The organism is Roseibium aggregatum IAM 12614 (assembly GCF_000168975.1).
Taxonomy (GTDB): domain Bacteria; phylum Pseudomonadota; class Alphaproteobacteria; order Rhizobiales; family Stappiaceae; genus Roseibium; species Roseibium aggregatum.
This window is the reverse complement of the sequence record NZ_AAUW01000001.1, coordinates 504149-526906: the sequence shown is the minus strand read 5'-3', so window position 1 is coordinate 526906 and position 22758 is coordinate 504149. Positions and strand designations below refer to the sequence as shown.

At 59.8% G+C, this 22758-nt stretch carries 21 protein-coding genes; 8 read left to right on the top strand and 13 right to left on the bottom strand.

Going from position 1 to position 22758, the window contains the following annotated elements; translation table 11 throughout:
* Positions 1 to 164: 164 nt before the first annotated feature.
* The 5 genes from SIAM614_RS02435 to SIAM614_RS02415 all read right to left on the bottom strand — a co-directional run bounded on the left by SIAM614_RS02435 (position 165) and on the right by SIAM614_RS02415 (position 4142).
* Positions 165 to 749 carry an NnrU family protein gene (locus tag SIAM614_RS02435; RefSeq protein WP_006931792.1) on the bottom strand — a complete coding sequence of 195 codons (585 nt, stop codon included), beginning with the start codon at positions 747 to 749 and terminating at the stop codon, positions 165 to 167.
* Positions 750 to 849: 100 nt separating this feature from the next.
* On the bottom strand, positions 850 to 1989 hold the full coding sequence (locus tag SIAM614_RS02430) for a Gfo/Idh/MocA family protein (RefSeq protein WP_040438815.1): 1140 nt from the start codon (positions 1987 to 1989) through the stop codon (positions 850 to 852).
* A gap of 86 nt (positions 1990 to 2075) precedes the next feature.
* A complete protein-coding gene (locus SIAM614_RS02425) occupies positions 2076 to 2483 on the bottom strand; it encodes a Fur family transcriptional regulator (RefSeq protein WP_006931789.1) in 408 nt (135 codons plus the stop codon).
* Positions 2480 to 3307, bottom strand: coding sequence for a metal ABC transporter permease (locus SIAM614_RS02420; RefSeq protein ID WP_006931787.1), 828 nt, complete (start codon positions 3305 to 3307; stop codon positions 2480 to 2482). Before SIAM614_RS02420 ends, SIAM614_RS02425 begins: the two co-directional genes overlap by 4 nt.
* Entirely contained in the window at positions 3297 to 4142 is an 846-nt protein-coding gene (locus tag SIAM614_RS02415) for an ATP-binding cassette domain-containing protein (protein WP_006931785.1), read from the bottom strand. The genes SIAM614_RS02420 and SIAM614_RS02415 overlap by 11 nt, the downstream gene beginning before the upstream one ends.
* A gap of 172 nt (positions 4143 to 4314) precedes the next feature.
* On the opposite strand from SIAM614_RS02415, the gene SIAM614_RS02410 reads away from it, so the two are divergent.
* Both SIAM614_RS02410 and pcaF read left to right on the top strand, forming a co-directional pair.
* Positions 4315 to 5718, top strand: coding sequence for a mannose-1-phosphate guanylyltransferase/mannose-6-phosphate isomerase (locus SIAM614_RS02410; protein WP_040438813.1), 1404 nt, complete (start codon positions 4315 to 4317; stop codon positions 5716 to 5718).
* 117 nt (positions 5719 to 5835) lie between these two features.
* On the top strand, positions 5836 to 7038 hold the full coding sequence (gene pcaF, locus SIAM614_RS02405; protein ID WP_006931781.1) for a 3-oxoadipyl-CoA thiolase: 1203 nt from the start codon (positions 5836 to 5838) through the stop codon (positions 7036 to 7038).
* A gap of 17 nt (positions 7039 to 7055) precedes the next feature.
* Here the strand turns inward: pcaF and SIAM614_RS31845 are convergent, their stop codons facing one another.
* Positions 7056 to 7475 carry a hypothetical protein gene (locus SIAM614_RS31845; protein WP_157139630.1) on the bottom strand — a complete coding sequence of 140 codons (420 nt, stop codon included), beginning with the start codon at positions 7473 to 7475 and terminating at the stop codon, positions 7056 to 7058.
* Positions 7476 to 7829: 354 nt separating this feature from the next.
* On the opposite strand from SIAM614_RS31845, the gene SIAM614_RS31840 reads away from it, so the two are divergent.
* A complete protein-coding gene (locus SIAM614_RS31840; RefSeq protein ID WP_157139629.1) occupies positions 7830 to 7979 on the top strand; it encodes a hypothetical protein in 150 nt (49 codons plus the stop codon).
* 35 nt (positions 7980 to 8014) lie between these two features.
* Here the strand turns inward: SIAM614_RS31840 and SIAM614_RS02390 are convergent, their stop codons facing one another.
* A complete protein-coding gene (locus tag SIAM614_RS02390) occupies positions 8015 to 8401 on the bottom strand; it encodes a hypothetical protein (protein ID WP_006931775.1) in 387 nt (128 codons plus the stop codon).
* Positions 8402 to 8709: 308 nt separating this feature from the next.
* Between SIAM614_RS02390 and SIAM614_RS02385 the strand changes: the two genes are divergently transcribed.
* From SIAM614_RS02385 to SIAM614_RS02370, 4 genes are all read left to right on the top strand, one after another.
* On the top strand, positions 8710 to 9267 hold the full coding sequence (locus SIAM614_RS02385; protein WP_006931774.1) for a PadR family transcriptional regulator: 558 nt from the start codon (positions 8710 to 8712) through the stop codon (positions 9265 to 9267).
* Positions 9268 to 9293: 26 nt separating this feature from the next.
* The gene (locus tag SIAM614_RS02380) at positions 9294 to 10397 is read left to right on the top strand and encodes an efflux RND transporter periplasmic adaptor subunit (protein ID WP_006931773.1); all 1104 of its coding nucleotides are present in this window, start codon (positions 9294 to 9296) and stop codon (positions 10395 to 10397) included.
* A complete protein-coding gene (locus SIAM614_RS02375) occupies positions 10394 to 13960 on the top strand; it encodes an efflux RND transporter permease subunit (RefSeq protein ID WP_006931772.1) in 3567 nt (1188 codons plus the stop codon). The genes SIAM614_RS02380 and SIAM614_RS02375 overlap by 4 nt, the downstream gene beginning before the upstream one ends.
* A gap of 152 nt (positions 13961 to 14112) precedes the next feature.
* On the top strand, positions 14113 to 15066 hold the full coding sequence (locus SIAM614_RS02370; RefSeq protein ID WP_006931770.1) for a bifunctional helix-turn-helix transcriptional regulator/GNAT family N-acetyltransferase: 954 nt from the start codon (positions 14113 to 14115) through the stop codon (positions 15064 to 15066).
* 200 nt (positions 15067 to 15266) lie between these two features.
* On the opposite strand, the gene SIAM614_RS02365 is transcribed toward SIAM614_RS02370, so the two are convergent.
* From SIAM614_RS02365 to SIAM614_RS02355, 3 genes are all read right to left on the bottom strand, one after another.
* Positions 15267 to 16079, bottom strand: coding sequence for a CDP-alcohol phosphatidyltransferase family protein (locus SIAM614_RS02365; protein ID WP_006931768.1), 813 nt, complete (start codon positions 16077 to 16079; stop codon positions 15267 to 15269).
* A gap of 67 nt (positions 16080 to 16146) precedes the next feature.
* Positions 16147 to 16884: a phosphatidylserine decarboxylase gene (locus SIAM614_RS02360; protein WP_081455173.1), complete on the bottom strand. Its 738-nt coding sequence runs from the start codon at positions 16882 to 16884 to the stop codon at positions 16147 to 16149.
* Between the two features lie 114 nt (positions 16885 to 16998).
* On the bottom strand, positions 16999 to 17931 hold the full coding sequence (locus SIAM614_RS02355; RefSeq protein ID WP_006931764.1) for a LysR family transcriptional regulator: 933 nt from the start codon (positions 17929 to 17931) through the stop codon (positions 16999 to 17001).
* Positions 17932 to 18027: 96 nt separating this feature from the next.
* Here SIAM614_RS02355 and SIAM614_RS02350 point away from each other — a divergent pair, with 96 nt between their 5' ends.
* Positions 18028 to 18219 carry a hypothetical protein gene (locus SIAM614_RS02350; RefSeq protein WP_157139628.1) on the top strand — a complete coding sequence of 64 codons (192 nt, stop codon included), beginning with the start codon at positions 18028 to 18030 and terminating at the stop codon, positions 18217 to 18219.
* A gap of 31 nt (positions 18220 to 18250) precedes the next feature.
* Here the strand turns inward: SIAM614_RS02350 and SIAM614_RS02345 are convergent, their stop codons facing one another.
* The 3 genes from SIAM614_RS02345 to SIAM614_RS02335 form a co-directional block, all read right to left on the bottom strand.
* Positions 18251 to 20137, bottom strand: coding sequence for an ABCB family ABC transporter ATP-binding protein/permease (locus SIAM614_RS02345; RefSeq protein WP_040438966.1), 1887 nt, complete (start codon positions 20135 to 20137; stop codon positions 18251 to 18253).
* A 111-nt stretch (positions 20138 to 20248) separates the two neighbouring features.
* Positions 20249 to 20647 (bottom strand): ArsR/SmtB family transcription factor, encoded by a 399-nt coding sequence (locus tag SIAM614_RS02340; protein WP_006931759.1) that lies wholly within the window; start codon positions 20645 to 20647, stop codon positions 20249 to 20251.
* 303 nt (positions 20648 to 20950) lie between these two features.
* A complete protein-coding gene (locus tag SIAM614_RS02335; protein WP_157139627.1) occupies positions 20951 to 22528 on the bottom strand; it encodes a LysM peptidoglycan-binding domain-containing protein in 1578 nt (525 codons plus the stop codon).
* Between the last annotated feature and the right edge of the window lie 230 nt (positions 22529 to 22758).

Sequence of the window (22758 nt, the reverse complement as noted above, 5' to 3'; positions counted from 1 at the left end):
ACGTCTGGCCGGGCGCGGCCCCTTCTTGAGTGGCGCACATTATCCATTTGATCCGGCTCGGGCAATTCCCTGAAGGGGCTTAAAACGGCCCTTCGTGGCGCAAGTGGGGCAATCCGGCAGGAAATGCCGGATTTCTTAGGTAATTTCAAGCGCCGCGCCGGCTATCACATCACCGGGACGCCTATCAACAGCGCGTGCAGTTTCCAGACAAACAGTCCGTAGAGAACGAGGCCCAGCAGAATCACGACAAGATCGGAGTATTTTCCAGGCTTTGCCGACGCCAATGCACCGATCTGCCCTGCCCCCGGCCCACGGCGTTTGACGGAAATCCGATCCGCCACTGCCCAGGCCAGAAAACCGCCGAACAGGAGCACCGATGCCAGATCCCCGTTTGCCAGAAGGTGAGCAAAGGCCCACAGTTTCACCGCCACCAGCATCGGATGCTTCAGTGAGGTCTTAATCCGGGAGGGCACATAGGCCGCGACCAGGAAAATGAACACGGGAACCATGAACAGCATGGTAACGTGGCGCAGCCAGAACGGCGGCTCATAGAGTACCGGTGGTCCCTCGAAGCGGGCCACGCCGTAACCGTAGACGATCAGGCCGAGACCGACGAACGACAAGAGCGTGAATACCCCCTTGTATCCCGTCTCGCCAAGTCTGGAAACCAGCCCGTTGCGCGTTGCCGGAAACACCGGCAGCGTGTGAATTCCCAAAAACAGCACAAGGCCGGCGATCAACAAGGCCATACCCGCTCTCCCTCTTTTGCCCGCAGGCGGGCATTCGCCCCCAAATCCGGGCGTCCCCTGCGGCGAAGATAGGAGGCCGGCGAGGCAGCCGCAACCGGCTTCAGGCGAGCAATTTGCCTGCCTCAGCGGCAGCAAGGGCTTGCGGGCGGCTGGCCTGGTGTTCAATGTCCACGAAGGTTCCAGTTTCCGCTGATTTCAGGATGGACACCATGACATCGACCGCGTGCAGGGCTCGCTCGAGAGAACAGCGGAACTCGCCTTCGTCCCCCCGGAGGATCGACTGGGCCATGTCGGCCAGGCCCGCAGCCCGGTAGTTGGCCCGTGGCGTACCGTTGTCATCGACATTCGCTGCTCCGAAGGGATGCACTGCGCCATCGAGCGGTTTCGCCGTTCCGTCTTCGGCAACCAGACTTACGTCCCCGCCGAAAAAATTCGGATCCGCGAGAAAGAGCGTACCCCTGGTTCCATAAAGCTCCATCGGCTGATGCCTGTGGGCCCAGACGTCCCAACTGGCTGTCAGCGTCACCTTGGCACCTGTCTGGAATTCCAGGATGGCATGGATCGTGGTTGGGGTGGTCACGTCGATCTTTTCGCCTTTGCGAGCGCCACTCCTGATCGTTCTGGTTTTGAAAGGCATGCCCGACATGGCGCACACGCGCTTGACCGGTCCGATCAGATTGAGAAGCGCGGCGACATAATATGGCCCGAGATCAAGGACTGGGCCGCCGCCGGGCTTGAAGAAAAAGTCCGGGTTGGGGTGCCAGTGCTCCATGCCGTGGCTCATGACATGGCATGTGCCGCCGACAATCTCGCCGACCAGCCCTTCGTCGACAGCCTTGCGGGCAATCTGATGCGCCCCGCCCAGAAACGTGTCCGGCGCACAGCCGACCTTCAGGTGTTTCTTGCGGGCAAGATCAGCAAGTGCCTGCCCATCCCGGATAGACAGGGCCAGCGGTTTTTCCGAATAGACGTGCTTCCCGTGCGCCAGGATTTCGTGAGACACCAGATAATGGGCATCGGGAACGGTGAGATTGACGATCAGATCAATGTCATCTGCAAGAAGCAGATCGTGCACGGTCAGCGCGCGCACGCCATAGTCGGAACCGCGTGCTTCCGCCGCATGACGGTTCAGATCCGCACAGGCCCTGATTTCAAGGCCGCTGAACGTCGGCGCCAGATCAAAGTAGGTCTTTGAAATCGTGCCGCATCCGATAATGCCGATGCCCAATCTGTCTGCCATGAACATCTCCAGAGATTCGATGCAGACATCCTAGGACAAAGACCGTGTCTCGGAAATCGGTTGGATGCCGCGGCACGCGGCACAGATCAGTTCGGCACGTTGCACTGCCGGCAGGTGCCACGCAGTTCGATGGTCGTGCGGGACAGTTGAAAGCCTTCGCTCCTTGTCCAGTCCCGCAACAGGGACATGGCCTTGTCCGGCGTAAACTCGCTGACGACACCACATTGTTCACAGATGGCGAAGGCGGCCGTGCCGTGGCTGGAGCAGCCCTTGTGCGAACAGGCGACAAAGGCATTGAGGCTTTCCAGGCGGTGGACCATTCCGTATTCCACCAGCTTGTCGAGCGCCCGGTAGACCTGGAGCGGCGCACGGAACCCGCTGTCGCGCAACAGATCCAGAATCGCATAGGCCGTCAGAGGTCCGCCCGCGTCCGACAAAGAGCCGAACACCAGGGCCTGGTTCTTGGTCAGTTCGGGATGTGTCTCAACGCTCACGGACGATCTCCTTTCGTGCTCGATCTCACCCTTCTCACGATTTGCACACCCGGGACAAGGCTGACGACAAACAGGGCCATCGCCGCAACCACGATGGAAGGTCCGGACGGCGTATCATAGGTCAGCGAACTGTAGAGCCCGCCGACGACGGCGGCAGCTCCGGTCAGGGCCGCGATGAAGGCCATCTGTTCCGGTGACGCCGACAGGCGCCGCGCAGCGGCAGCCGGAATGATCAAGAGTGCGGTAATCAGCAGCGCGCCGATGATCTTGAGCGAGATGGCGATGACGATGGCCGTCAGCAGCATGAAGATGAGTTCTGTCTGCTCGGGCTTCAGGCCCTCACCCGCGGCAAGGTCGGGGCTGACGGTGGCGGCGAAGAGGCGGCGCCAGATCACCACCAGAACAGTCAGCACCAGCGCGCCGCCGCCATAGATCATGGCAATGTCCAGCGGTGTCACAGCCAGAATATCGCCGAAGAGCAGCCCCAGCAGATCGACCCGGACCCAGGTCATGAACGCAAGACATACGAGTCCCAGAGCGAGCGCTGAATGGGACAACAAACCCAGCAGCGCGTCGGAAGACAGCGTATCGCTGCGCCGCAGGGCCATCAGCACGACCGCAAGAAGGATCGAAACGGCTCCAACCGCCAGCGTGGTGTTGACGTTGAGAAGCAGCGACAAGGCAACCCCCAGCAGGGCCGCATGTGACAGTGTATCGCCGAAATAAGCCATTCGCCGCCAGATGATGAAGCAACCAAGAGGCCCGGCAACAAGTGCAACGCCAATGCCGGCAATCAACGCGCGGGTGAAAAAATCATCCAGCATTTCGAATGCCGTCCTCTTTTTCCGCAGGTGCATCGCCGTGCGAGTGGTGATGATGCTCACCAGAACAGGAGGAACACACGGAACCGTCGGCGTGGCGCACCTTTCCGTCCGGCAGATGCACGTGGTCGTGATAGTGTTCGTACACCGCAATTGCCCCATTGCGCCGGTTTCCGAACAGCGCATGGTACCGGTCGTCGCGGCTGACATCCGAGGGCGTTCCGCGGCAGCAGACATGGCCGTTGAGGCAGATGACCTGATCCGCCGCAGCCATCACCACATGAAGATCGTGTGAGATCATCAAAATGCCGCAGCCGAGCGTTTTGCGGATTTCGGAAATGAGATCGTAAATCGCGATCTCGCCGGCATAATCCACACCCTGCACAGGCTCGTCCAGTACCAGCAGGCCGGGATTGCGGGCAATCGCACGTGCCAGCATGACCCGCTGCATTTCTCCGCCGGAAAGTGTGCGCATTTGCGAGTGTATCAGCCTTTCCGCACCTGTGCGCGCCAGGGCGGCGCGGCACTCGGCATCGGACAAGGGGTTGGTAAGCCGCATGAACCGGGTGACGGTCAGCGGCAGGGTCCAGTCGATGGCAAGTTTCTGCGGCACATAGCCAACTTTGAGACCCGGCTTGCGGTCGGCACGGCCTTCGCTCGGGCTCAGGATACCGAGGGCCATCTTGGCCGTGGTCGACTTGCCGGAGCCGTTGGGCCCGATCAAGGTCACGATTTCGCCGGGCGAGACCGAAAGATCGACGCCGCGCACCAGCCACTCACCGCCCTTGCGGACGCCGGCACGGTCAAGCTGAACAAGCCTGGTGTCTGAATTTGTCATAGTCCTGAAAGCCTGCTGCGCTCATTGGGAACCAACGTCCCGGCGTTACGTTATTACGTATGTAGCGTTCAAGGCGCTTGCTTGCAACTTGTCCCTCGGCTGATTAACACTCTGTGCAACCGTGGTTTGCCCGCAAACGCCTCATTTGTAGAAGCAGAACAGGAACCAAAGCATGATTTTCCCTTGTATTTTGTCCGGTGGTGTCGGTTCGCGGCTGTGGCCGCTGTCACGCACCGACCGGCCAAAACAGTTTTTGCCACTTTTTGGCGGGGAAAGTCTCTTCCAGAAGACATGCAAGCGGGTCAATCATCCTGACTTTGCCGCTCCCATCGTCATCGGCAGCAACGCCCACCGCTTCCTCATCGGGGAACAGCTCAGCGAACTCGGACTGGAAGCCCAGTCGATCCTGCTGGAACCGGTCGGCCGCAACACGGCCCCGCCTGCCCTGATGGCCGCACTGATTGCGGCCGAAACAGATCCGAACGCCCTTATCCTGCTGTTGCCGTCAGACCATCTGATCCGCAAGGAAGATGTCTTCCTGAAGGCCGTCCAACAGGCCGAAGAAGCCGCGCGGGCCGGCAAGATCGTGACCTTCGGCATTCAACCCAGCGAAGCCAACACCGGCTACGGCTATATAAAGGTGGCGAGTGGATCGGAACCGGTGCGCCCGGTGGAAGCCTTCGTTGAAAAGCCAGACCAGGAGCGCGCCGAGGCCTTCCTGAAGGATGGCGGCTACGTCTGGAATGCCGGCATCTTTCTTTATGCGGCGACGACCATGATCGACGCTTTCAAGCAGCACCAGCCGGACCTCTACAAGCAAATCGTCGACGTCATGAAGACGCGGCACGGTGACCTCGATTTCACGCGGCTTGACCAGGAAACCTTTGAAGCGCTGGACAATATTTCGATCGATTACGCGATCATGGAGAAAGCCAGCAATGTCGTGTGTGCGCCAGTCGCGCCGGAATGGGATGACCTGGGGTCCTGGTCGGCCATCTGGACAGTGCTGGACAAGGACGCCCAGGGTAATTCCGGGCTTGGTGATGCGCGCTTTCTCGACAGCGAGAATTGCCTGGCCTACGCAGAACGCGGGCTTGTGTCCGTCATCGGGCTTGAAGACGTGATGGTGATTGCGACCACCGACAGCGTCCTAGTCGCCCACAAGGACAAGGCTCAGGACGTCAAGACAGTAGTCGAGCAACTGAAGGCAGAAGGCAGGCACGAGGTCGACCGGCACCCGCGGTCCTACCGCCCGTGGGGTTACACGGAACGCATCAACGCCGGCGAGCGCTTTTCCGTGCAGTCGATGATGATCAAGCCGAGCAAGAGACTGAGCCTGCAAAGCCACCTTCACCGGGCAGAGCACTGGGTGGTGGTGTCGGGTACGCTCGAAATCACGATCAACGGTGAAACCAGGCTGCTCAGCGAAAACCAGTCCGCCTACGTGCCTCTTGGAGCGCAGCACACGCTGCACAACCCGGGAAAGATCCCTGTGCGGATGATCGAGGTTCAGTCCGGAACCTATTTGCAGGAAGACGATATCCGGCGCCACTCGGACACATCACAAACGCCGTGAAACCAGCCCCCTTTTGCGTGACATGTCCTTGCCCTGAAAGAGGCTTTGCGGCAAGACTTTCCCCATATCCGACCATCGCCAAAGGTCGCTATCACCGCAACGGACAGGAACTCTCCCATGCACCATGTCTTCATCTGCGACTATGTCCGCACTCCCATCGGACGTTATGGCGGCATGCTGTCCTCCGTCCGTGCCGACGATCTTGGCGCGATTCCGATCAGTGCGCTGATGGAACGCAATCCGGACACGGACTGGGCGGAAGTTGACGACGTTTTCTACGGCTGCGCCAACCAGGCCGGTGAAGACAATCGCAATGTCGCACGCATGTCGGCACTGCTGGCAGGTCTGCCGGAGACCGTTCCGGGCCTTACACTCAACCGGCTTTGCGGCTCGGGCATGGATGCCGTGATCACCGCGGCACGGGCGATCAAGGCCGGCGAGATCGATCTGGCTATTGCCGGCGGCGTCGAGAGCATGTCCCGCGCGCCTTTCGTCATGCCCAAGGCCGACGCGGCTTTTTCCCGCTCGGCTGAGATTTTCGACACGACCATCGGCTGGCGGTTCGTCAATCCGCTTCTCAAACGCCAGTACGGCATAGATTCCATGCCCGAAACGGCGGAGAACGTGGCCGAACAATTTCAGATCTCGCGCGAGGACCAGGACGCCTTCGCGCTGCGCAGCCAGCAGCGGGCCGCAGAGGCCCAGCAGTCCGGCCGGTTCGCCGAAGAAATCGTGCCGGTCATGATCCCGCAGCGCAAGGGCGATCCGATCCTGGTGGACAAGGACGAACACCCCAGAAACACGACGCTGGAGGCCCTTGCCGCGTTGAAGACACCGTTCCGGGAAAACGGCTCGGTGACCGCAGGCAACGCCTCAGGCGTGAACGACGGTGCGGCCGCGCTGCTGATTGCCTCGGAAGCTGCGGTGGAAAAGCACAATCTTACGCCGATTGCCCGCGTCGTTGGCGGGGCCACCGCAGGTGTGCCGCCCCGAATCATGGGTATTGGCCCGGCGCCGGCGACGCGCAAACTCTGCGCTCGCCTGGGCATTGCGCTGCCGGAATTCGACGTGATCGAACTTAACGAGGCCTTTGCCGCACAGGGCATTGCCGTCATGCGGGACCTTGGCCTGCCCGAAGACAGCGAAATCCTCAACCCGAATGGGGGTGCAATCGCCCTTGGCCATCCCCTGGGGATGTCAGGTGCCCGAATTACCGGAACAGCAGCTCTGGAGCTGAAAAAGCGGGGTGGCAACCTAGCGCTTGCGACCATGTGCATCGGTGTCGGTCAGGGCATAGCGCTGGCATTGGCCTCTGCCTGAACCTGTTCCGTTGCACATCAGATCGACACTGAACCGAAGGGGCTATCCCCCGTACGTTGGTGCGGTCCAGACCTGACTGGTACCGGACGACCGGGATCCGTTGGTGTCCCCGTACGAGGAACAGGTTCTGCCTGCGCACGCCGCTCCAGCGTATGGTCGACATCGTCGAGTTGATCGGCCAGGCGCTCGAACAGCAGGCTGGGCATACGCAGCGCCGCGACATAGTAGGAAACAGCCTCATCCGCTGCGTCCCGCAGATCCAGTTCACGGACTTCGCGATAGGCATCTTTCGCCATGACCTGAAGCTCAACGGCATCTTCAATCAGAGGCCGCGCCAGCTCCTCCGCCTTTTGAGGGTTGCTTGCGATCCACAACGCAGCGGAGGCTGAAAGGCTAGCGAAAACAAATATGTGCACATTGCGAAACAGAAATCGCATTACAACCCCAACAATTGATTAACAAATCGTTAAACTACCATTGGTCGTATAAGAAGCTGCGAGAGACTGCAACCTGGCCTTGCAGAATTGACATGTTTTTCCCGGATGATGGTTAACGGCCGCAGCAAGCGCAACAACACGCTCTGGCGACCCTCGTATCGCGTTATTTCATGAAAAATCGACGCGCTGCGGGACTGCGGATCGCATAGCCAGATGGCTTCCCTGCAACACTGAAATGAGACCCTGTCAGTTTTGCGTCTACGTATTTGAATGTACGTAAAATTTTACAAGAGGTATTACCGGGACTTTATATCCTGCGGCTGTATACCCTCTCCCATCAAAACGGAGGACGTCATGATCGAAAGGACCGGTGAGATGAGGCTCTCATCCCTCGGATTGCTGCTTCTCCTGGCAGCTGCGGCCATGACCTTGTTTGCTGATCTGGGATCAAAGCCGACGGCGTCCGCCAAGGCGACGTCTGTCTACCAGCAACTTGCTCATTGACCGTTTACGCAAGGTGTTGAACTGCCCGAACGGGCTCACCGACGCAGATCGTGCCTGCATCCGGCTTTTGCTGGAACCGGCACGGGTTTCAATTGTCCGGTGAAAAACACAGGCAGTCTGCGCCTTGCGGACCCACCCCCGCCATTGCCATTTCGGCTGTTGTCGCCGAGCAGCATGATGGCCGAGCCCATGACCACGGACCCGAGGGTAATGAACAGGCCGAATGCCAGCATGATAACCGGCAGCACCGGATCTTCAGCCGACATTACCAGCACTCTCAGATTACCGATGTTGCCAAGAAAGATGCCTCCGAGCACGAGCCCGGCAATTGCCGTTCCCGCGAGGCCGTTCACCGCAAGCAGACGGAACAGAGGGTCTTTAGGAAGCTTCAGGCGAACCAGGGCCTTAATTGACGTTGTCATTGCCGAACACTCCCTGTGGTTCCATTGCGGTTGCGTTGTGGCCTCAGCCTAGCGCCGATTGTCACCTGGCAACAACCTTTCAAATAGATCGAGTCAGAGAAATTTGAAGATCAACTCATAGTTTGTTTATCCTGGGGGCGTGAATTGTGCAGCGCACCCTTGATTACGGATACGGAAGCATATATTTGTCCGATATATCGAACCAACATATGACACTTCTCGCGATGCTGCGTGCGTCATCCGGATCGCAACCCGGCTCGTAGGAAGGCTGTCATGCCGGGAGGACGCTCCCAGGCTCGGAGTTGTCAATGAGTGTACGCAGCCTCTGTCTTGCGATCCTGTCTTTTGGTGACGCCACCGGATACGAAATCCGGAAGGAATCGACCGAAGGCCGGTTCAGCTATTTCGACGATGCGAGCTTCGGTTCCATCTATCCGGCGCTGGCGCGTCTGGAGTCGGAAGGCTTCGTGACCGTGCGCGAGGAACCGCAGGCAGGCAAGCCCGCCCGGAAAGTCTATTCCATCACCGATGCCGGCCGTCAGGACTTCATCCAGTCCCTGTGCGATCCCCAGGCGCCGGACACCTTCAAGTCTCCCTTTCTGTTGATAGCTCTCAACGCCGCGAAACTGCCTCCCGAGGTGATCCGCCGTGCGATCGAGCGGCGCAAAACACAGGTAGAGGCCGAATTGCGCCTTTTGACGGACAACGAAAAAGACCAGGAATGCACGCATCCCGGATCCGCCTGGACACGTGACTACGGCATTGCCTGCATGAATTTCACCCTCGCCTATCTGGAAGAACATGGCGAGGCCTTGATCAAGATTGCCGAAGAAGCAGCACAGCCGGTTGTGGCGGCTGCGGAGTAAGCAAGACGTTTCGGAGCTTTAAGATAATGCGAGTGAAGTTTTCCTACCTCCTGGCCACCGGCATTGCCGCTGGTATCGGTTTCTGGATGTATACCGGTTCCGTGGTGATCGGTGGTGTCGGCGACAGCGAACACGCAACGCCGCCCCCGGCCCTCAGGGTCAGCCAGGCCACCAGTGAAGCCTTCCGGGTTCAGGTCCAGCGTCTGGTGGCGCAGAACCGGCGGGCCGTTCTGGAGGTACGCGGGCGCACCGAGGCGGAAGCCAAGGTCGCTGTCAGATCCAAGACGACCGATGACGTCGTGCAACGTCCGGCACAGGAAGGTGCACATGTTGCTGCCGGGGATGTACTGTGCGTTCTCGACAAGGGCTCGCGGGAGTCGCGCATTCTGGAAGCCAAGGCCGCCCTGGCTCAGGCGGAACTGGATCATGAGGCGGCAACTCAGTTGAACAGCAAGGGCTTTACCGCCCAAACCCGTGTCGCAGCCCTCCAGGCCCAGCTCGATGCCGCGAAGGCGCGTCTCATAGAAGCCGAACAGGAGCTGGAACACACGGTCATCCGCTCTCCGATTGCCGGTGTCATTGAGAGCCCGATGGCTGAAATCGGTGCCCAGCTCGAACAAGGCGGCATCTGCGCCACAGTCGTCGATTCCGATCCGATGATTGCCATCGGCGAAGTCTCGGAACTGAATATCGCCGATATCTCGCTCGGCATGCCGGCAAAGGTTACCCTCGTGACCGGAGAAACGCTCAACGGCAAGGTGCGCTACATCTCGCCGACGGCAAACCCGGATACGAAAACCTTCCGCATCGAGGTCGAGCTGCCCAATCCCGACGGCGAAGCCAGGGACGGCGTTACGGCCGTCACCGAACTGGAGCTGGAAGCGGAAAAGGCGCACAAGATTTCACCGGCCATCCTGACCCTCAACGATGCTGGCCAGGTGGGCATTCGCGCAGTCGATGAAAACAACAAGACCGTCTTCTACCCGGTCAAGGTGCTGGGTGGAGAACAGGACGGAATGTGGGTGGGCGGACTTCCCGATGAGGTCGTCGCCATCACCGTGGGGCAGGAATACGTCTCGGATGGAGAGCTCGTGCAACCGGTCTTTGAGACGGCAGAGGTGAGGCAATGATAGACATGCTCGAAGGCGTTCTTCGACGCCCAAAGACGGTATTCGTGCTTATGCTGGCGCTCATTGTCGCCGGTGTGGCCACCTATATCTCGATCCCGAAGGAAGCCAGTCCGGACATCGATCTGCCGATCTTCTATATTTCGATCACCCAGCAGGGCATTTCCCCGGAAGATTCCGAACGCCTGCTTGTGCGGCCGATGGAAACGGAATTGCGCGGTCTTGACGGGCTGAAGGAAATCACCGCGATTGCTTCCGAAAGTCATGCGGGCATCGTGCTGGAGTTCGACATCTCGTTCAACAAGGACGAGGCACTGGCGGACGTGCGTGACAAGGTCGACCAGGCCAAGAGCAAGCTGCCGGACGAGGCCGAAGAGCCGACGATCACCGAAATGAACTTCGCGCTCGCGCCGACCATGATCATCGCCCTGTCAGGCAACGTGCCGGAGCGCACGCTCTACAAGCATGCCCGGCGGCTCAAGGACGAGATCGAGGCCATCGACACCGTCCGGTCGGCGGATCTGACCGGACACCGTGAAGAGCTGCTGGAAGTCCTGATCGACACCCAGAAGCTGGAATCCTACTCGATCACGCAGCAGGAGCTGCTGAACTCCCTGCAGTTGAACAACCAGCTCGTTCCCGCCGGCTTTATCGACGGTGGCAAGGGTCGGTTCAACGTGAAGGTTCCCGGCCTTGTCGAGACCGCGGAAGATGTCTACACGCTGCCGCTGAAACAAAGTGGTGAAGGTGTGGTGACCCTTGCCGATGTCGCCGAAATCCGGCGCACCTTCAAGGACCCCAACGCCTATACGCGCGTCAATGGCAACCGGGCGATCGCGCTGCAGGTCGTCAAGCGCATCGGAACCAACATCATCGAGAACAACGCGGCGGTCCGCGAAGTTGTCGAAAACGCCTCCAAGGACTGGCCGGAAACCGTTCGCGTCGACATGATGCTGGACCAGTCCAACAACATCTTCGAAGTGCTCGGCTCGCTGCAGTCGTCGATCCTGACCGCGATCTTCCTGGTGATGATCCTGGTTCTGGCGGCGCTTGGTATGCGGTCTGCCCTGCTTGTGGGTCTGGCCATCCCGACCTCCTTCATGGTCGGCTTCCTGATCCTCGGCGGGGTCGGCTATACGGTCAACAACATGGTCATGTTCGGCCTCGTTCTGACCGTGGGTCTTCTGGTCGATGGCGCCATCGTCATGACCGAATATGCGGACCGGAAAATCCATGAAGGCATGGAAGACCGCGAGGCCTACATCCGCGCCGCGAAACTGATGTTCTGGCCGATCGTCTCCTCGACAGCCACCACGCTGGTGGCGTTCCTGCCCATGCTGCTCTGGCCGGGTGTTGCCGGCGAGTTCATGAGCTACCTGCCGATCATGGTGATCATCGTCCTGACCGCCTCGCTGTTCACCGCAATGGTGTTCCTGCCGGTGACAGGCGGCATCCTGGCGCAGGTTTCGCACTTCCTCAACCGGTATGCCGCAGTGCTTCTGGCGCTGACGTTCGGCGTGCTGGCTGGCGTCATCGTCGCATTCGGGCCGTTCGTACCCATGGCGCTGGAGGGTGTCGTACCGGCCGGTGCGGCCACCGGCATCGCTATCCCGTGCGGCCTTGTGGCCCTCGTCCTCGTCGGCTTCGTCTCCTACAAGATGCTGCGCCCGTTCGTGCGCTGGTCGCAGGCCCGTGCCGCCAAACGGGCCGAGATCGACCGGGCAGAGGCTGCCACCCTTTCCGGCTCCGAAGCGTTTGACGTCCGGAAGGTGCGCGGATTTACGGGCGTCTATGTGCGCATCCTGAAGATGTTTGCCGGCAACCCGCTCGGAAACATTGCCGCCATCGTTCTGCTGATCGGTAGCTGCGTGGTGATCGTCGGTGCGTTCATGGCCAACCCGACCGGTGTTCAGTTCTTCATCGATGAGGAACCGGAACAGGCGGTGGTTCTGGTTTCCGGCCGCGGTAACATGTCGGCTTCTGAAGCCCGCGATCTCGTCGTCCAGGTTGAAGACAGGATCCTGTCCATTCCAGGTGTCGACAACGTCATCACCAACGCCTTCACGCCCGGTGGTTCGTCCGGTGGCCCGTCCGTCGGCGACGTTCAGGACAAGCCCGCCGACGTGATGGGCGAGATCAACATCGAACTTGCGGACTTCTGCTGCCGCCGTGTGGCGAAGGAAATCTTCGCCGACATCCGTGCCGCAACCGGGGACATCCCCGGCATCAAGGTGGAGACTCGCAAGATCGAAGGCGGCCCGCCAACGGGCAAGGACGTCCAGCTGGAGATCAAGTCTACCGACTACGACGACATGGTTGCCGCTGTTGCCCGCATTCGCGAGCATGTCAACGGCATGGACACGCTGATGAACCAGGAGGACGACCGTCCCCTGCCCGGCATCGAATGGCAGATCACCATCGACCGGGAACAGGCCGGCCGCTACCAGGCAAGCATCGCTTCCGTCGGCAACATGGTTCAGCTCGTTACCAACGGTGTGCTGATCGGAACCTATCGTCCTGGCGACAGCGAGGACGAGGTGGACATCCGTGTGCGCCTGCCGGAGAACGAGCGGACCATCGACCGGTTCGACCAGCTCCGCCTGCAGACACCCCTCGGGCTCGTGCCGCTGGCGAATTTCGTCAGCCGCGAACCGGCTCAGAAGGTGTCGGAGATCGTGCGCCGTGACGGGCTCTATTCCATGTTCGTGAAGGCGGCGGTCAATCCGGAAAGCGGTTCCAACCCGACAGAACAGGTTGCCGCCCTCCAGAAGTGGCTGGATACACAGGAATGGCCTGCCAACGTCTTCCTGAAGTTCCGCGGTGCGGATGAAGACCAGCAGGAATCGGGCGAATTCCTGATCAAGGCGATGGTGGCATCGCTGTTCCTGATGTTCCTGATCCTGCTGACCCAGTTCAATTCGTTCTACCAGACCATCCTGACGCTCTCGACGGTGGTCCTGTCGGTGTTCGGGGTGCTGCTCGGCATGCTCATAACCCAGCAGCCGTTCTCGATCATCATGACCGGCACCGGGGTGGTTGCGCTTGCCGGTATCGTGGTCAACAACGCCATCGTCCTGATCGATACCTACAACAGGTTTCTTGAAGATGGCCTCGAACCGGTGGACGCGATCCTGAAAACATCCGCCCAGCGTATCCGGCCGATCCTGCTGACGACCATCACGACCATTGCCGGCCTTGTGCCCATGGCCACCATGATCAACTTCGATTTCTTCAATCAGGTGACCACCTATGGCGGCATCACGGCGGTCTGGTGGGTGCAGCTTGCAACGGCGGTGATTTCGGGCCTTGCCTTCTCCACCCTGCTGACGCTGCTGATGATCCCGGTCATGATTGCGGTGCCGAGTGTGTGGGCTGGCACGTTCCGGAAAGGCGTTGCCTACTTCCGGCCCAAGTCCGGTCACGGCACAGCGGAAGAAGCCCCGGAACCTGTGGCGCTCGGCGATCAGCCGGAACAACAGCGCCCGGCGGCAAAGGTGGTGTCCATGCCGACGCCTTCGCAGCCGAAGATCCCCCCTCGGGAGGATCTGCCGCACGCCGCGGAATGATCCGAAAAACATCCCTCGAAAGGCCGCCGGTTTCCGGCGGCCTTTTTTGTTGACGCAAAGCCCCGGGTCTCGTCGCGCAACCTCACGAAATTCCCTTGAACTTCCGCAAGTTGAGTCATATAGTTGCAATATACAACTATATAGGTTTCTGCATGTCCCAGCACTCCTCCACCCTCGTCAACGACATCCGCGCAGCATCGCGCCAACTGGTCCGCGAATTCGGTTTTCTCGACAAGACCATTGCCGGTACGGACCTGTCCGGATCGGGCGTTCATGCGATGATGGAGATCGGTTTGAACCCCGGCATTACCGCCAAGGAGATCTCGGCGAGGCTCAAGCTCGAAAAATCAACCATCAGCCGCTTGCTGAAGTCGCTGGAGGCACGCGGCGACATCAGGCAAACGCGGTCTGACAGTGATGGCCGGTCGTTTGGTCTGACCCTGACAGAAGCCGGAAAAGCGACTTTTTCAAAAATCGACAGCTACGGCGAGGCTCTTGCCCGACGGGCTCTCGACAAGATCAATGGAGAGAAGGCCCAGGAGATTTGCGACGCCATGTCCGCGTATGCGGAAGCCCTTGCCGCTCCTCAGGAAGCGGCGACCGACTATCAGCCGCAGTTCACCATCGCCGAAGGCTATCAAACCGGGATGATCGGTGACATTGCCAGCATGCATGCCCGCACCCATGGCCACATCATCGGCATGGGACCGACCTTTGAAAGCGTCGTTTCAAAAGCCATGGCCGAATTCATGCCACGCGTCGGCAACCCGATGAACAACAGTTGGAGCGTGCTGGAAAACGGCGCTGTCATCGGCTCAATCACCATTGACGGCGAAGATCTCGGCAACAACATCGCCCACCTGCGCTGGTTCATCCTGTCCGAACGCCTGCGGGGCAAGGGAGTTGGAAGAGCCCTGCTCCAGAAGGCGCTCGACCATTCGGACAATCTCGGCTTCGACGAAATCCACCTGTGGACGCTCAAGGGGCTCGACGCAGCACGCGCGCTTTACGAGAAAAACGGTTTCACCCTCGTCGAGGAATACGACGGCGATCAATGGGGCAAGTCCGTTACCGAGCAGAAATTCATAAGGGTACGTTCAAAGTAGACGCAGAGCGCCTAAGACGCCGCTCCCTTAATGCAAGACCAAGCCATCCGCCAGACTGTAAGCTTGGTGGATGCGCCTCAAAGGTGAAAGAGACCTACGGCTTTGCAAAGCATGAATGGCCTGGAGGAACGGTTCAGGTGCTTTCCTGAACCGCTTCGTGCGGCGGTTTCGAGCATTACCGATACCCGAGCAGACACGTATCAGCCGCCGTGGTCCTTGTCCCTGTCGGCGATATTGTCGAGATCGATGTCGCATTCATCGCCGTCGTCTTCGAAGCCCAGGGTGGTATCGGCCAGAACCAGCTTTCTGTGTGCGCGCCAGGAGAACGGGATGGTCAGCAGATACAATACCGCGCCCCCGGCAAGCATGCGGAAGGGATAGGAAACAGTCATGGCCACGATCAGCACGGCAACCAGGAACAACGGCAGCACGAAGTCGCGGCGAACCCTTGTTCCAAGCGTCTTGCCGGAATAGGTCGGCAAACGGCTGATCAGCAGGAAGGCGACGCCGATGGTGTAGGCCGCAACGAAAGCATCATCCGCAAACCAGTGGGGAAACAGGCCGAGGAAGTCGAGATACAGCGGCAGGAGCACGGTCAGCGCCCCGGCGGGTGCCGGAACCCCGGTGAAAAAACGCGATGCCCAGGCAGGCTTGTTCGGATCGTCCAGCGCAACATTGAAACGTGCCAGGCGAAGGGCCGCTGAAATTGCGAAGATCAGAGCCGCGATCCACCCCATGTTGCCGGCATCCTTGAGGATCCACAGGTAGAGCATCAAGGCCGGCGTCACGCCGAAATTGACGAAATCGGACAGGGAATCGAGTTCCGCCCCGAACCGCGACGTCCCCTTCATCATGCGAGCGACACGTCCGTCCAGACCATCCAGCACCGCGGCGACCAGAATGGCGCCGACCGCAAATTCCCAACGCCCCTCGAACGCCATGCGTACCGCTGTCAGGCCGGAGCACAGCGCCAGAAGGGTCACCATGTTCGGGATGATCAGGCGCAGCGGCACACGCCGGAAACGCGGTGTCCTGCGGACGTCGGACGATCCATGGTCGGGCGTTTCGTTCACGGTTGCCTCAGCTTACTCGGGTCAGGGATTGCGCCGGGCTTTGCGGCGCGGACAAATCGGCCAGCACCGTTTCACCGGCAATCATGGTCTGGCCCAGAGCGACCTTCGGCTGGGTGCCGGCCGGGAAGTAGACATCAAGACGTGAGCCGAAACGGATCAGACCGAACCGCTCACCCGCAGACAGGGTTTCGCCTTCACGGACGAAGCAGACAATGCGTCGGGCAACCAGACCGGCAATCTGCACGACGCCGATGCGGCCATGACCCGTGTCGATAACCAGGCCATTGCGCTCGTTGTCTTCGCTGGCCTTGTCCAGTTCGGCGTTCAGGAACTTGCCGGCCCGATAGGCCACCCGTTCGATCCGCCCCCCCACAGGTGCGCGGTTCACATGGCAATTGAACACATTCATGAAAACGGAGACGCGCATCAGCGGTTCGGAGCCCAGCTCCAGTTCCGCAGGCGGACGCGCGAGGCCGACAAGGCTGACGACACCGTCAGCCGGGGAAATCACCAGTCCTTCGCCAACCGGGGTCACGCGCTTGGGATCACGGAAGAAGTAGCAGACCCAACCGGTGAGGAAGAGGCCGACCCAGAACAAGGGATCGATGAACCAGCCGATAACGAGCGTCGCCACCAGAGCAATCGCGATGAAGGGCCAGCCCTCACGATGGATCGGCACCATGGCCTTGGAGACGGAATCGACTATCGACATATTGTTATCTTCACTTTCAGTTGCTGCCTGCAGGCAGGCGCGGTCGCGGCGAAGAGCCCTAACGCACCCTTTGCGCTTTAGCTTCTGCCCCGCTTCTAGTGGCTTTTCAAGGTAAAGAGAACCGGCTTTTCTTGAAAATCACACGGTTTACGACCCGCTTTTGCCAATTGCAGCCGTTCGGTAGTCACTCTCCCAATAGGGTGGCCGTCCGTATTTTGAAATCAGGAAATCGACAAAAGCCGTTACCTTGGGCGGGACGAACTGACTTGGCGGATAAACGGCCCAGATCGCGCCTGTGCGGGCAATGGTATAGTCCTGCAGAACCGCCACCAGCCGCCCGTCGCGCAGGTCCTCCCAGACATGCGCCAGCGATTTCAGGCTGAGGCCAAGGCCGTGAAGCGCGGCATCATAGGTCAGGTCGCCACTGTCGCCCTTGATGATCGGCTTCCGGATCTCGAAGGCTATCTCGCCTTCCGGTCCGTTGAAATACCAGTACGGCATCGACGCCATGGCGATACAGTCGTGGTTGGCTAGATCTTCCGGTGTGCGCGGCACACCTTTGCGGGCCAGATAGTCCGGAGAAGCGCACAGGGCCCTTGGATTGCCGCCAAGCTTGCGGGCCAGCAGCGAGGAATCCGTGAGCGGCGCGCCCCTCACGGCCATGTCGTAGCCTTCCTCGATGACATCCACAATCCGGTCGGAAAAGTCCATTTCCAGTCGAATGTCCGGGTAAAGCTCATGGAACTCCACCAGATAGGGCAGAATGTGTTTGCGACCGAAGAAGGTGTTGCAGGAAAACCGAAGCGAACCGCGCGGAGCTTCAGTTGACGCTTCCAGTATGGAGCGGGCCTGTTCGATCTCGCCAACCGCGGTGCGCGCGTGCTGCAGCAGCACACGGCCGGCTTCGGTCAGTGTCGTGCGCCTGGTGGTGCGGGCAAAAAGCTGAGATCCGAAGGCTTTTTCCAGGCCGGTCAGCCGCGTGCTGGCGGCAGAAGGCGACAGGCCTATTTCCCGGCCGGCCGCTGCCATGCTGCCGAGTTCCGCTATGCGGACAAAAAACTGCAGGTCTTCCAGTCTCATTATTCCACTCTTTCGAAGAATTATTTCTATTTAAGCCTCATTCTTCGAAACTAAGCAATATGAGATAAAAGCTCACCCTTAGCGATGGAGAGCGCCATGACACATACAGGAGATATCTTTGAAGCCCGCGCCCGCGCGGCCCGTCACGCCGAACTGCGCCGTCTGGCAGGAGCAATCTCAAGCCTTTTGTTCAGCAAGGCTGAAACCGCGCAAGCTTATAAGGTGGCCTCAACGGACCTCTCGGCCAGTGACAATGACCAGGGACAGCCAACAATCCGTGCGGCCTGAGCCGGGACGACGACAGAAGACTTCACCGCCCCTATTTCGCCGGAACGTAGTCTGCCCTCTGGCCGCGCGTGACGATGCCGAGTTCGTCGTTTTCCCGTGCTGCCCGCAACCGTTCCTCGGCTTCGTCCGCCTCGCGCTGACGAGCCCACATGGATGCATAAAGACCGTTCTCCTTGGCCAGCAGCTCCTGATGGGTGCCGCGCTCGGCAATCTCGCCAGCTTCCAGAACGATGATCTGATCCGCGTTCACCACGGTGGATAGACGGTGAGCAATCACCAGGGTCGTCCGATCCTGCGAAACCTCGTCCAGCGCCGACTGGATCTCGCGTTCCGTGTGGGTGTCGAGCGCCGAGGTTGCCTCATCGAGAATGAGGATCGGCGGCGATTTCAGGATCGTGCGGGCAATCGCAACACGCTGCTTTTCACCGCCGGACAACTTCAGTCCGCGCTCGCCAACCTCGGCGTTATAGCCCTGCGGTAGCCGCTCGATGAAGTCGTGGATCTGCGCCATGCGCGCAGCTTCCCGGACCTCTTCATCGCTTGCGTCCGGACGGCCGTAGCGGATGTTGTAGGCAATCGTGTCGTTGAAGAGCACCGTGTCCTGGGGAACCATGCCGATGGCCTGGCGCACACTTTCCTGGGTGACGTCGCGCACATCCTGGCCATCTATCTCCACCGCACCGTCGGTGACGTCGTAAAACCGGAACAGAAGACGGGAGATTGTCGATTTGCCCGCCCCAGATGGCCCCACGATGGCAACCGTCTTGCCGGCCGGAACCTCGAAGTCGATCCCCTTGAGGATTGGCCGGTCGGCATCGTAGTGAAAGCGCACGTTCTTGAAGGCAATCTTGCCTTCAACAGCCTTCAGCGGGCTCGCGTCCGGCTTGTCTTCGATTTCAGCCGGCACCATCAACAGGTCGAACATGGATTCAATGTCCGCAAGGCCCTGACGGATTTCCCGGTAAAGAAAGCCGATGAAATTGAGCGGGATGGAAATCTGCATCAGCAGAGCGTTGATCAGAACGAAGTCGCCAATGTTCTGTTCACCCGCAAGGACGGCCTGCGCGGACAGGCCCATGCAGGCTGCCATGCCGATGCCGAGGATCACCGCCTGACCGAAGTTGAGCCAGGAAAGGGATGTCCAGGTTTTGGTGGCGGCGCTTTCGTATCTTGCCATGGACACATCGAAGCGCGCGGCTTCCATGTTTTCGTTGCCAAAATACTTGACCGTTTCGAAGTTGAGCAGACTGTCGATGGCCTTGGAATTGGCATCCGTGTCGCTGTCGTTCATTTCGCGGCGAATGCCGATGCGCCAGTTAGAGGTTTTGATAGTGAACCAGACATAGGCAACAATCATCACCGCAACAATGACCACATAGAGAAAGCCGAACTGGTACCAGATCACGGCCGCCATGATGGCAAATTCCAGAACCGTGGGAATGCCGTTCAAGATGGTGAAGCGGACAATCGCCTCGATCCCCTTGACCCCGCGCTCGATCACCCGGCTGAGCCCGCCCGTCCGCCGGGCAAGGTGAAAGCGCAGGGAAAGCTGGTGCAGGTGGCGGAACGTCAGAATGGCAAGCTGGCGCACGGCATGCTGGCCGACCCGCGCAAACAGGGCATCGCGCAACTGGTTGAAAGCCACCGCCAAAACGCGGGCCGCGTTATAGGCAAGCACCAGCATGACCGGAGCTACAAGGAAAGCAGGCAGGTTGGACCCCTCACCTGTCAGCGCGTCCGTTGCCCAGGCAAAGAAATACGGCGACAGGACCGTCACGATCTTGGCGATGATCAAGGTGAAGATGGCCAGAAGAACACGCTGCTTCAGATCCGGCCGGTTGGACGGCCAGATGTAGGGCCACAGATTGGCCAGCGTCGTGAAGGTGCTGCCTTCGTCTGCGTTGACTGGCTTGCGGATGTGAGCTTGAGCGGATTGGCTGCCGGAAGCCGCAGCCGAAGGCTTTTGCGGCGTGGTCGCTGTCTGATCGGTCACACAAAATCTCCAGGCCACGGAAGGCGGCCGTTTGGGTTAGTCTGTAGCGGAAACCGGAAGTGTGCCGGCTGGCTGCTCTGCCTCTTCGGGCTGCGCCGCATTCAGGCGCTCCCAGAAATCCCTCGTCCGGCACCCGGCCAGACTGAGCATTTGCCAATTGAGCGCATAGTGGCAGTTTCGGCCACGGGTGTCGCAGAACAAAAGCCCCGCGTCCTTCAACACCTGCAAGTGCTGCGACACGGTCGACTGGGCCAACGGCAGATGACTGACGATCTCTCCGCAGCAAGCGCCCTTTCGGCTTGCGAGCTGCTTGATGATTGCCAGCCGGGCCGGATGTCCGAGCGCGCGGAAAATAGCCGCAAGGTCCTCGCAGCTTGCCAGATCTTCCCTTTCGTCCTTGCTGTTTCCACCCGCCGGCAGATCCGTCCCGTTCATGGGGCGGTTTCCTCATTCACGATTGTTTGTTTCATCGTTGATATGCGATGAATCATGAAAAAAACAAGGGGTTGCGGCAAAAAGGCAGAGGCTCGTTCCGCCTCCTGCCTTCTTGGGCGCATGTCGCCAAAGTGTCCCGCCGAACACTGCATGATGGGCGCCGATGTTGGAACGTCTTGGTTTTCCGATTGGAAGATACAAAAGAACCCAATAACTTATGCAACGGGCCCTGGCCTTCGATCAGGCCAGGCAGGTGTTGATCCGGCGCGCAAAGCTGACGTCTTCAGCAGGTGCCGCCGGCTCTCAACCGTTGTTTTCCTTCGGCTTCGGCCAGTTCAGGTCGCCTTCAGGTGTCAGGAACACCTGCCCCGGATAGATCAGGTCCGGATTGCGGATCTGCTCCTGGTTGGCCTTATAGATCGTGGTGTAGCGGAAGCCCTCGCCATAAAGACGCCGGGAGATGCGCCACAGGTTGTCGCCCTTGCGGATGATCACGACCGGAAGGGCCTTTTTCACTTCAGCGCCCTGGCCTTCAGCCCCGGCGCCCTCACCGCTTGCGATGACCTTGGTCAGCACAATCTGCTTGTCCTGTTCCTTCTCAAAGGTCACGGCGGCACGGGCATCGACCGTATTGCCATCCTCGCCAATCAGATCGGCGCGAACCTCGACATTGCCTTCAGCAATATTCTTGCCGCCCTGGACGAGCCATTTGCCACCAGAACCAACCTTGGCCTCACCCTGAAACTCGTCGCCGACATATACGCGGACAGATGAGCCCGGCTCGCCAGTTCCCGCGATGAAGACCTTGTCTTGTTCAGATTCCACCGCTTCCACCGTCACGGTCGGAGCATCCGAAGCCGCCTCCGGAACCGCAGCCGTTTCATTCTGGTCAGCCTTCGCAACGTCTGTAGCATTGTCCTGCTGTCCACCGGTTTCGGCCGTATCAGCGGCTGTCTGCTGGCTCGTATCGGCTGCCGGAGCCGTACCTGCTTGCGTTGAAGCAGCCTCGGTCTCCCCGGCGGACGCATCTGCGGCAGGTTGTGCCGGTGCTGCAGCCGTGGAAGCGGAACCGCCGCTGCCGTTTGCATCTGGCGCTGCAGTGCCTGTTGCGGATGATGCTGCCTCGGCGGAGGCTACTGCGGTCTGCTCTGTCGTGCCTTCGGCGGTTTCTGCGGTTGCTTTTCCAGCGGCAACGCCAGTCTCAGCGGCTACGCCTCCAGCCTGCGCGGCAGTGCCCTCAGCGGCGGGAGCAGCGATTGCTGCCGATGCGACTTGTTGTTCGGTATCCGGTTTCTGCAGGATGTCGGACGGGCCGTCAGGCGTGTTCAAAACCACGAGCGGCTGTTCCTTGCCACCTTCCGGAAGAGACACAGCAAGATGTTCCTTGGAAGTGGCAATCGGTTTTCCGGTGTCGTCGTGCACTTCCAGGCCAACGTCATAGTCGCCCGGCTTCAAAGGCTCATCCAGAATGATGGTCCATTCACCGATTTCATTGGCAATGCTTTTGCCGACAACCTTGCCGTTTGCGGTCAGGGCAACAATGGCGCCTGCGACCGAGCGGCCGGCCACAACCGTTTCCCCGGTCGGCTCCACCCCGACAACGTCAAAGCTCGGGCCGGATATCGCCGGATCTGCTGCTGGTTCGTCTTTCGAAGCATCCGCCTCAGCGGTCTTCGCTGCCTGGTCCCCGGCGCTGGCTGGCGACCCTGAAGATTGCTCCGAAGTCGAGCCGTCACCGGACACGGACGGCGTTGCGGCGATGTCGGTACCGCTCTGGAAAGGCAGGCGCCCTGTGTCACGATAAATATAGCCTGTCACCAGGGCGGCCAGACCCACAGGCACGGCTACGATCAAAGTCCAGATGAGTGTCTTGTTGTTCATTGTCATCCCGCCGGGAAAGCAGCCAGCCGTTGCGGCGCTCTCCAAATCCGTTCCCCTGTTTACACCCTTGTGGGTGCTGCTTGTCTCAGCCAATCCCCTGGCCTTACCGGCCCGTTTTTGCGTTGTTACCGGCCATTGTCAGATCCTGTTTCATGCATAAACGTCTTTTCCGGGCGCGGCAAGAAAAGCTGGTTCAGAACCAAGGCCTTTCAAACAGAATGCTTGACCTT

Bases quoted from the DNA above. Each gene is read 5' to 3' on its own strand.
- SIAM614_RS02435 (WP_006931792.1), bottom strand. From the start codon at position 749: ATGGCCTTGTTGATCGCCGGCCTTGTGCTGTTTTTGGGAATTCACACG.
- SIAM614_RS02430 (WP_040438815.1), bottom strand. From the start codon at position 1,989: ATGGCAGACAGATTGGGCATCGGCATTATCGGATGCGGCACGATTTCA.
- SIAM614_RS02420 (WP_006931787.1), bottom strand. From the start codon at position 3,307: ATGCTGGATGATTTTTTCACCCGCGCGTTGATTGCCGGCATTGGCGTT.
- SIAM614_RS02415 (WP_006931785.1), bottom strand. From the start codon at position 4,142: ATGACAAATTCAGACACCAGGCTTGTTCAGCTTGACCGTGCCGGCGTC.
- SIAM614_RS02410 (WP_040438813.1), top strand. From the start codon at position 4,315: ATGATTTTCCCTTGTATTTTGTCCGGTGGTGTCGGTTCGCGGCTGTGG.
- pcaF (WP_006931781.1), top strand. From the start codon at position 5,836: ATGCACCATGTCTTCATCTGCGACTATGTCCGCACTCCCATCGGACGT.
- SIAM614_RS31845 (WP_157139630.1), bottom strand. From the start codon at position 7,475: ATGCGATTTCTGTTTCGCAATGTGCACATATTTGTTTTCGCTAGCCTT.
- SIAM614_RS31840 (WP_157139629.1), top strand. From the start codon at position 7,830: ATGATCGAAAGGACCGGTGAGATGAGGCTCTCATCCCTCGGATTGCTG.
- SIAM614_RS02390 (WP_006931775.1), bottom strand. From the start codon at position 8,401: ATGACAACGTCAATTAAGGCCCTGGTTCGCCTGAAGCTTCCTAAAGAC.
- SIAM614_RS02385 (WP_006931774.1), top strand. From the start codon at position 8,710: ATGAGTGTACGCAGCCTCTGTCTTGCGATCCTGTCTTTTGGTGACGCC.
- SIAM614_RS02380 (WP_006931773.1), top strand. From the start codon at position 9,294: ATGCGAGTGAAGTTTTCCTACCTCCTGGCCACCGGCATTGCCGCTGGT.
- SIAM614_RS02375 (WP_006931772.1), top strand. From the start codon at position 10,394: ATGATAGACATGCTCGAAGGCGTTCTTCGACGCCCAAAGACGGTATTC.
- SIAM614_RS02370 (WP_006931770.1), top strand. From the start codon at position 14,113: ATGTCCCAGCACTCCTCCACCCTCGTCAACGACATCCGCGCAGCATCG.
- SIAM614_RS02355 (WP_006931764.1), bottom strand. From the start codon at position 17,931: ATGAGACTGGAAGACCTGCAGTTTTTTGTCCGCATAGCGGAACTCGGC.
- SIAM614_RS02350 (WP_157139628.1), top strand. From the start codon at position 18,028: ATGACACATACAGGAGATATCTTTGAAGCCCGCGCCCGCGCGGCCCGT.
- SIAM614_RS02340 (WP_006931759.1), bottom strand. From the start codon at position 20,647: ATGAACGGGACGGATCTGCCGGCGGGTGGAAACAGCAAGGACGAAAGG.
- SIAM614_RS02335 (WP_157139627.1), bottom strand. From the start codon at position 22,528: ATGAACAACAAGACACTCATCTGGACTTTGATCGTAGCCGTGCCTGTG.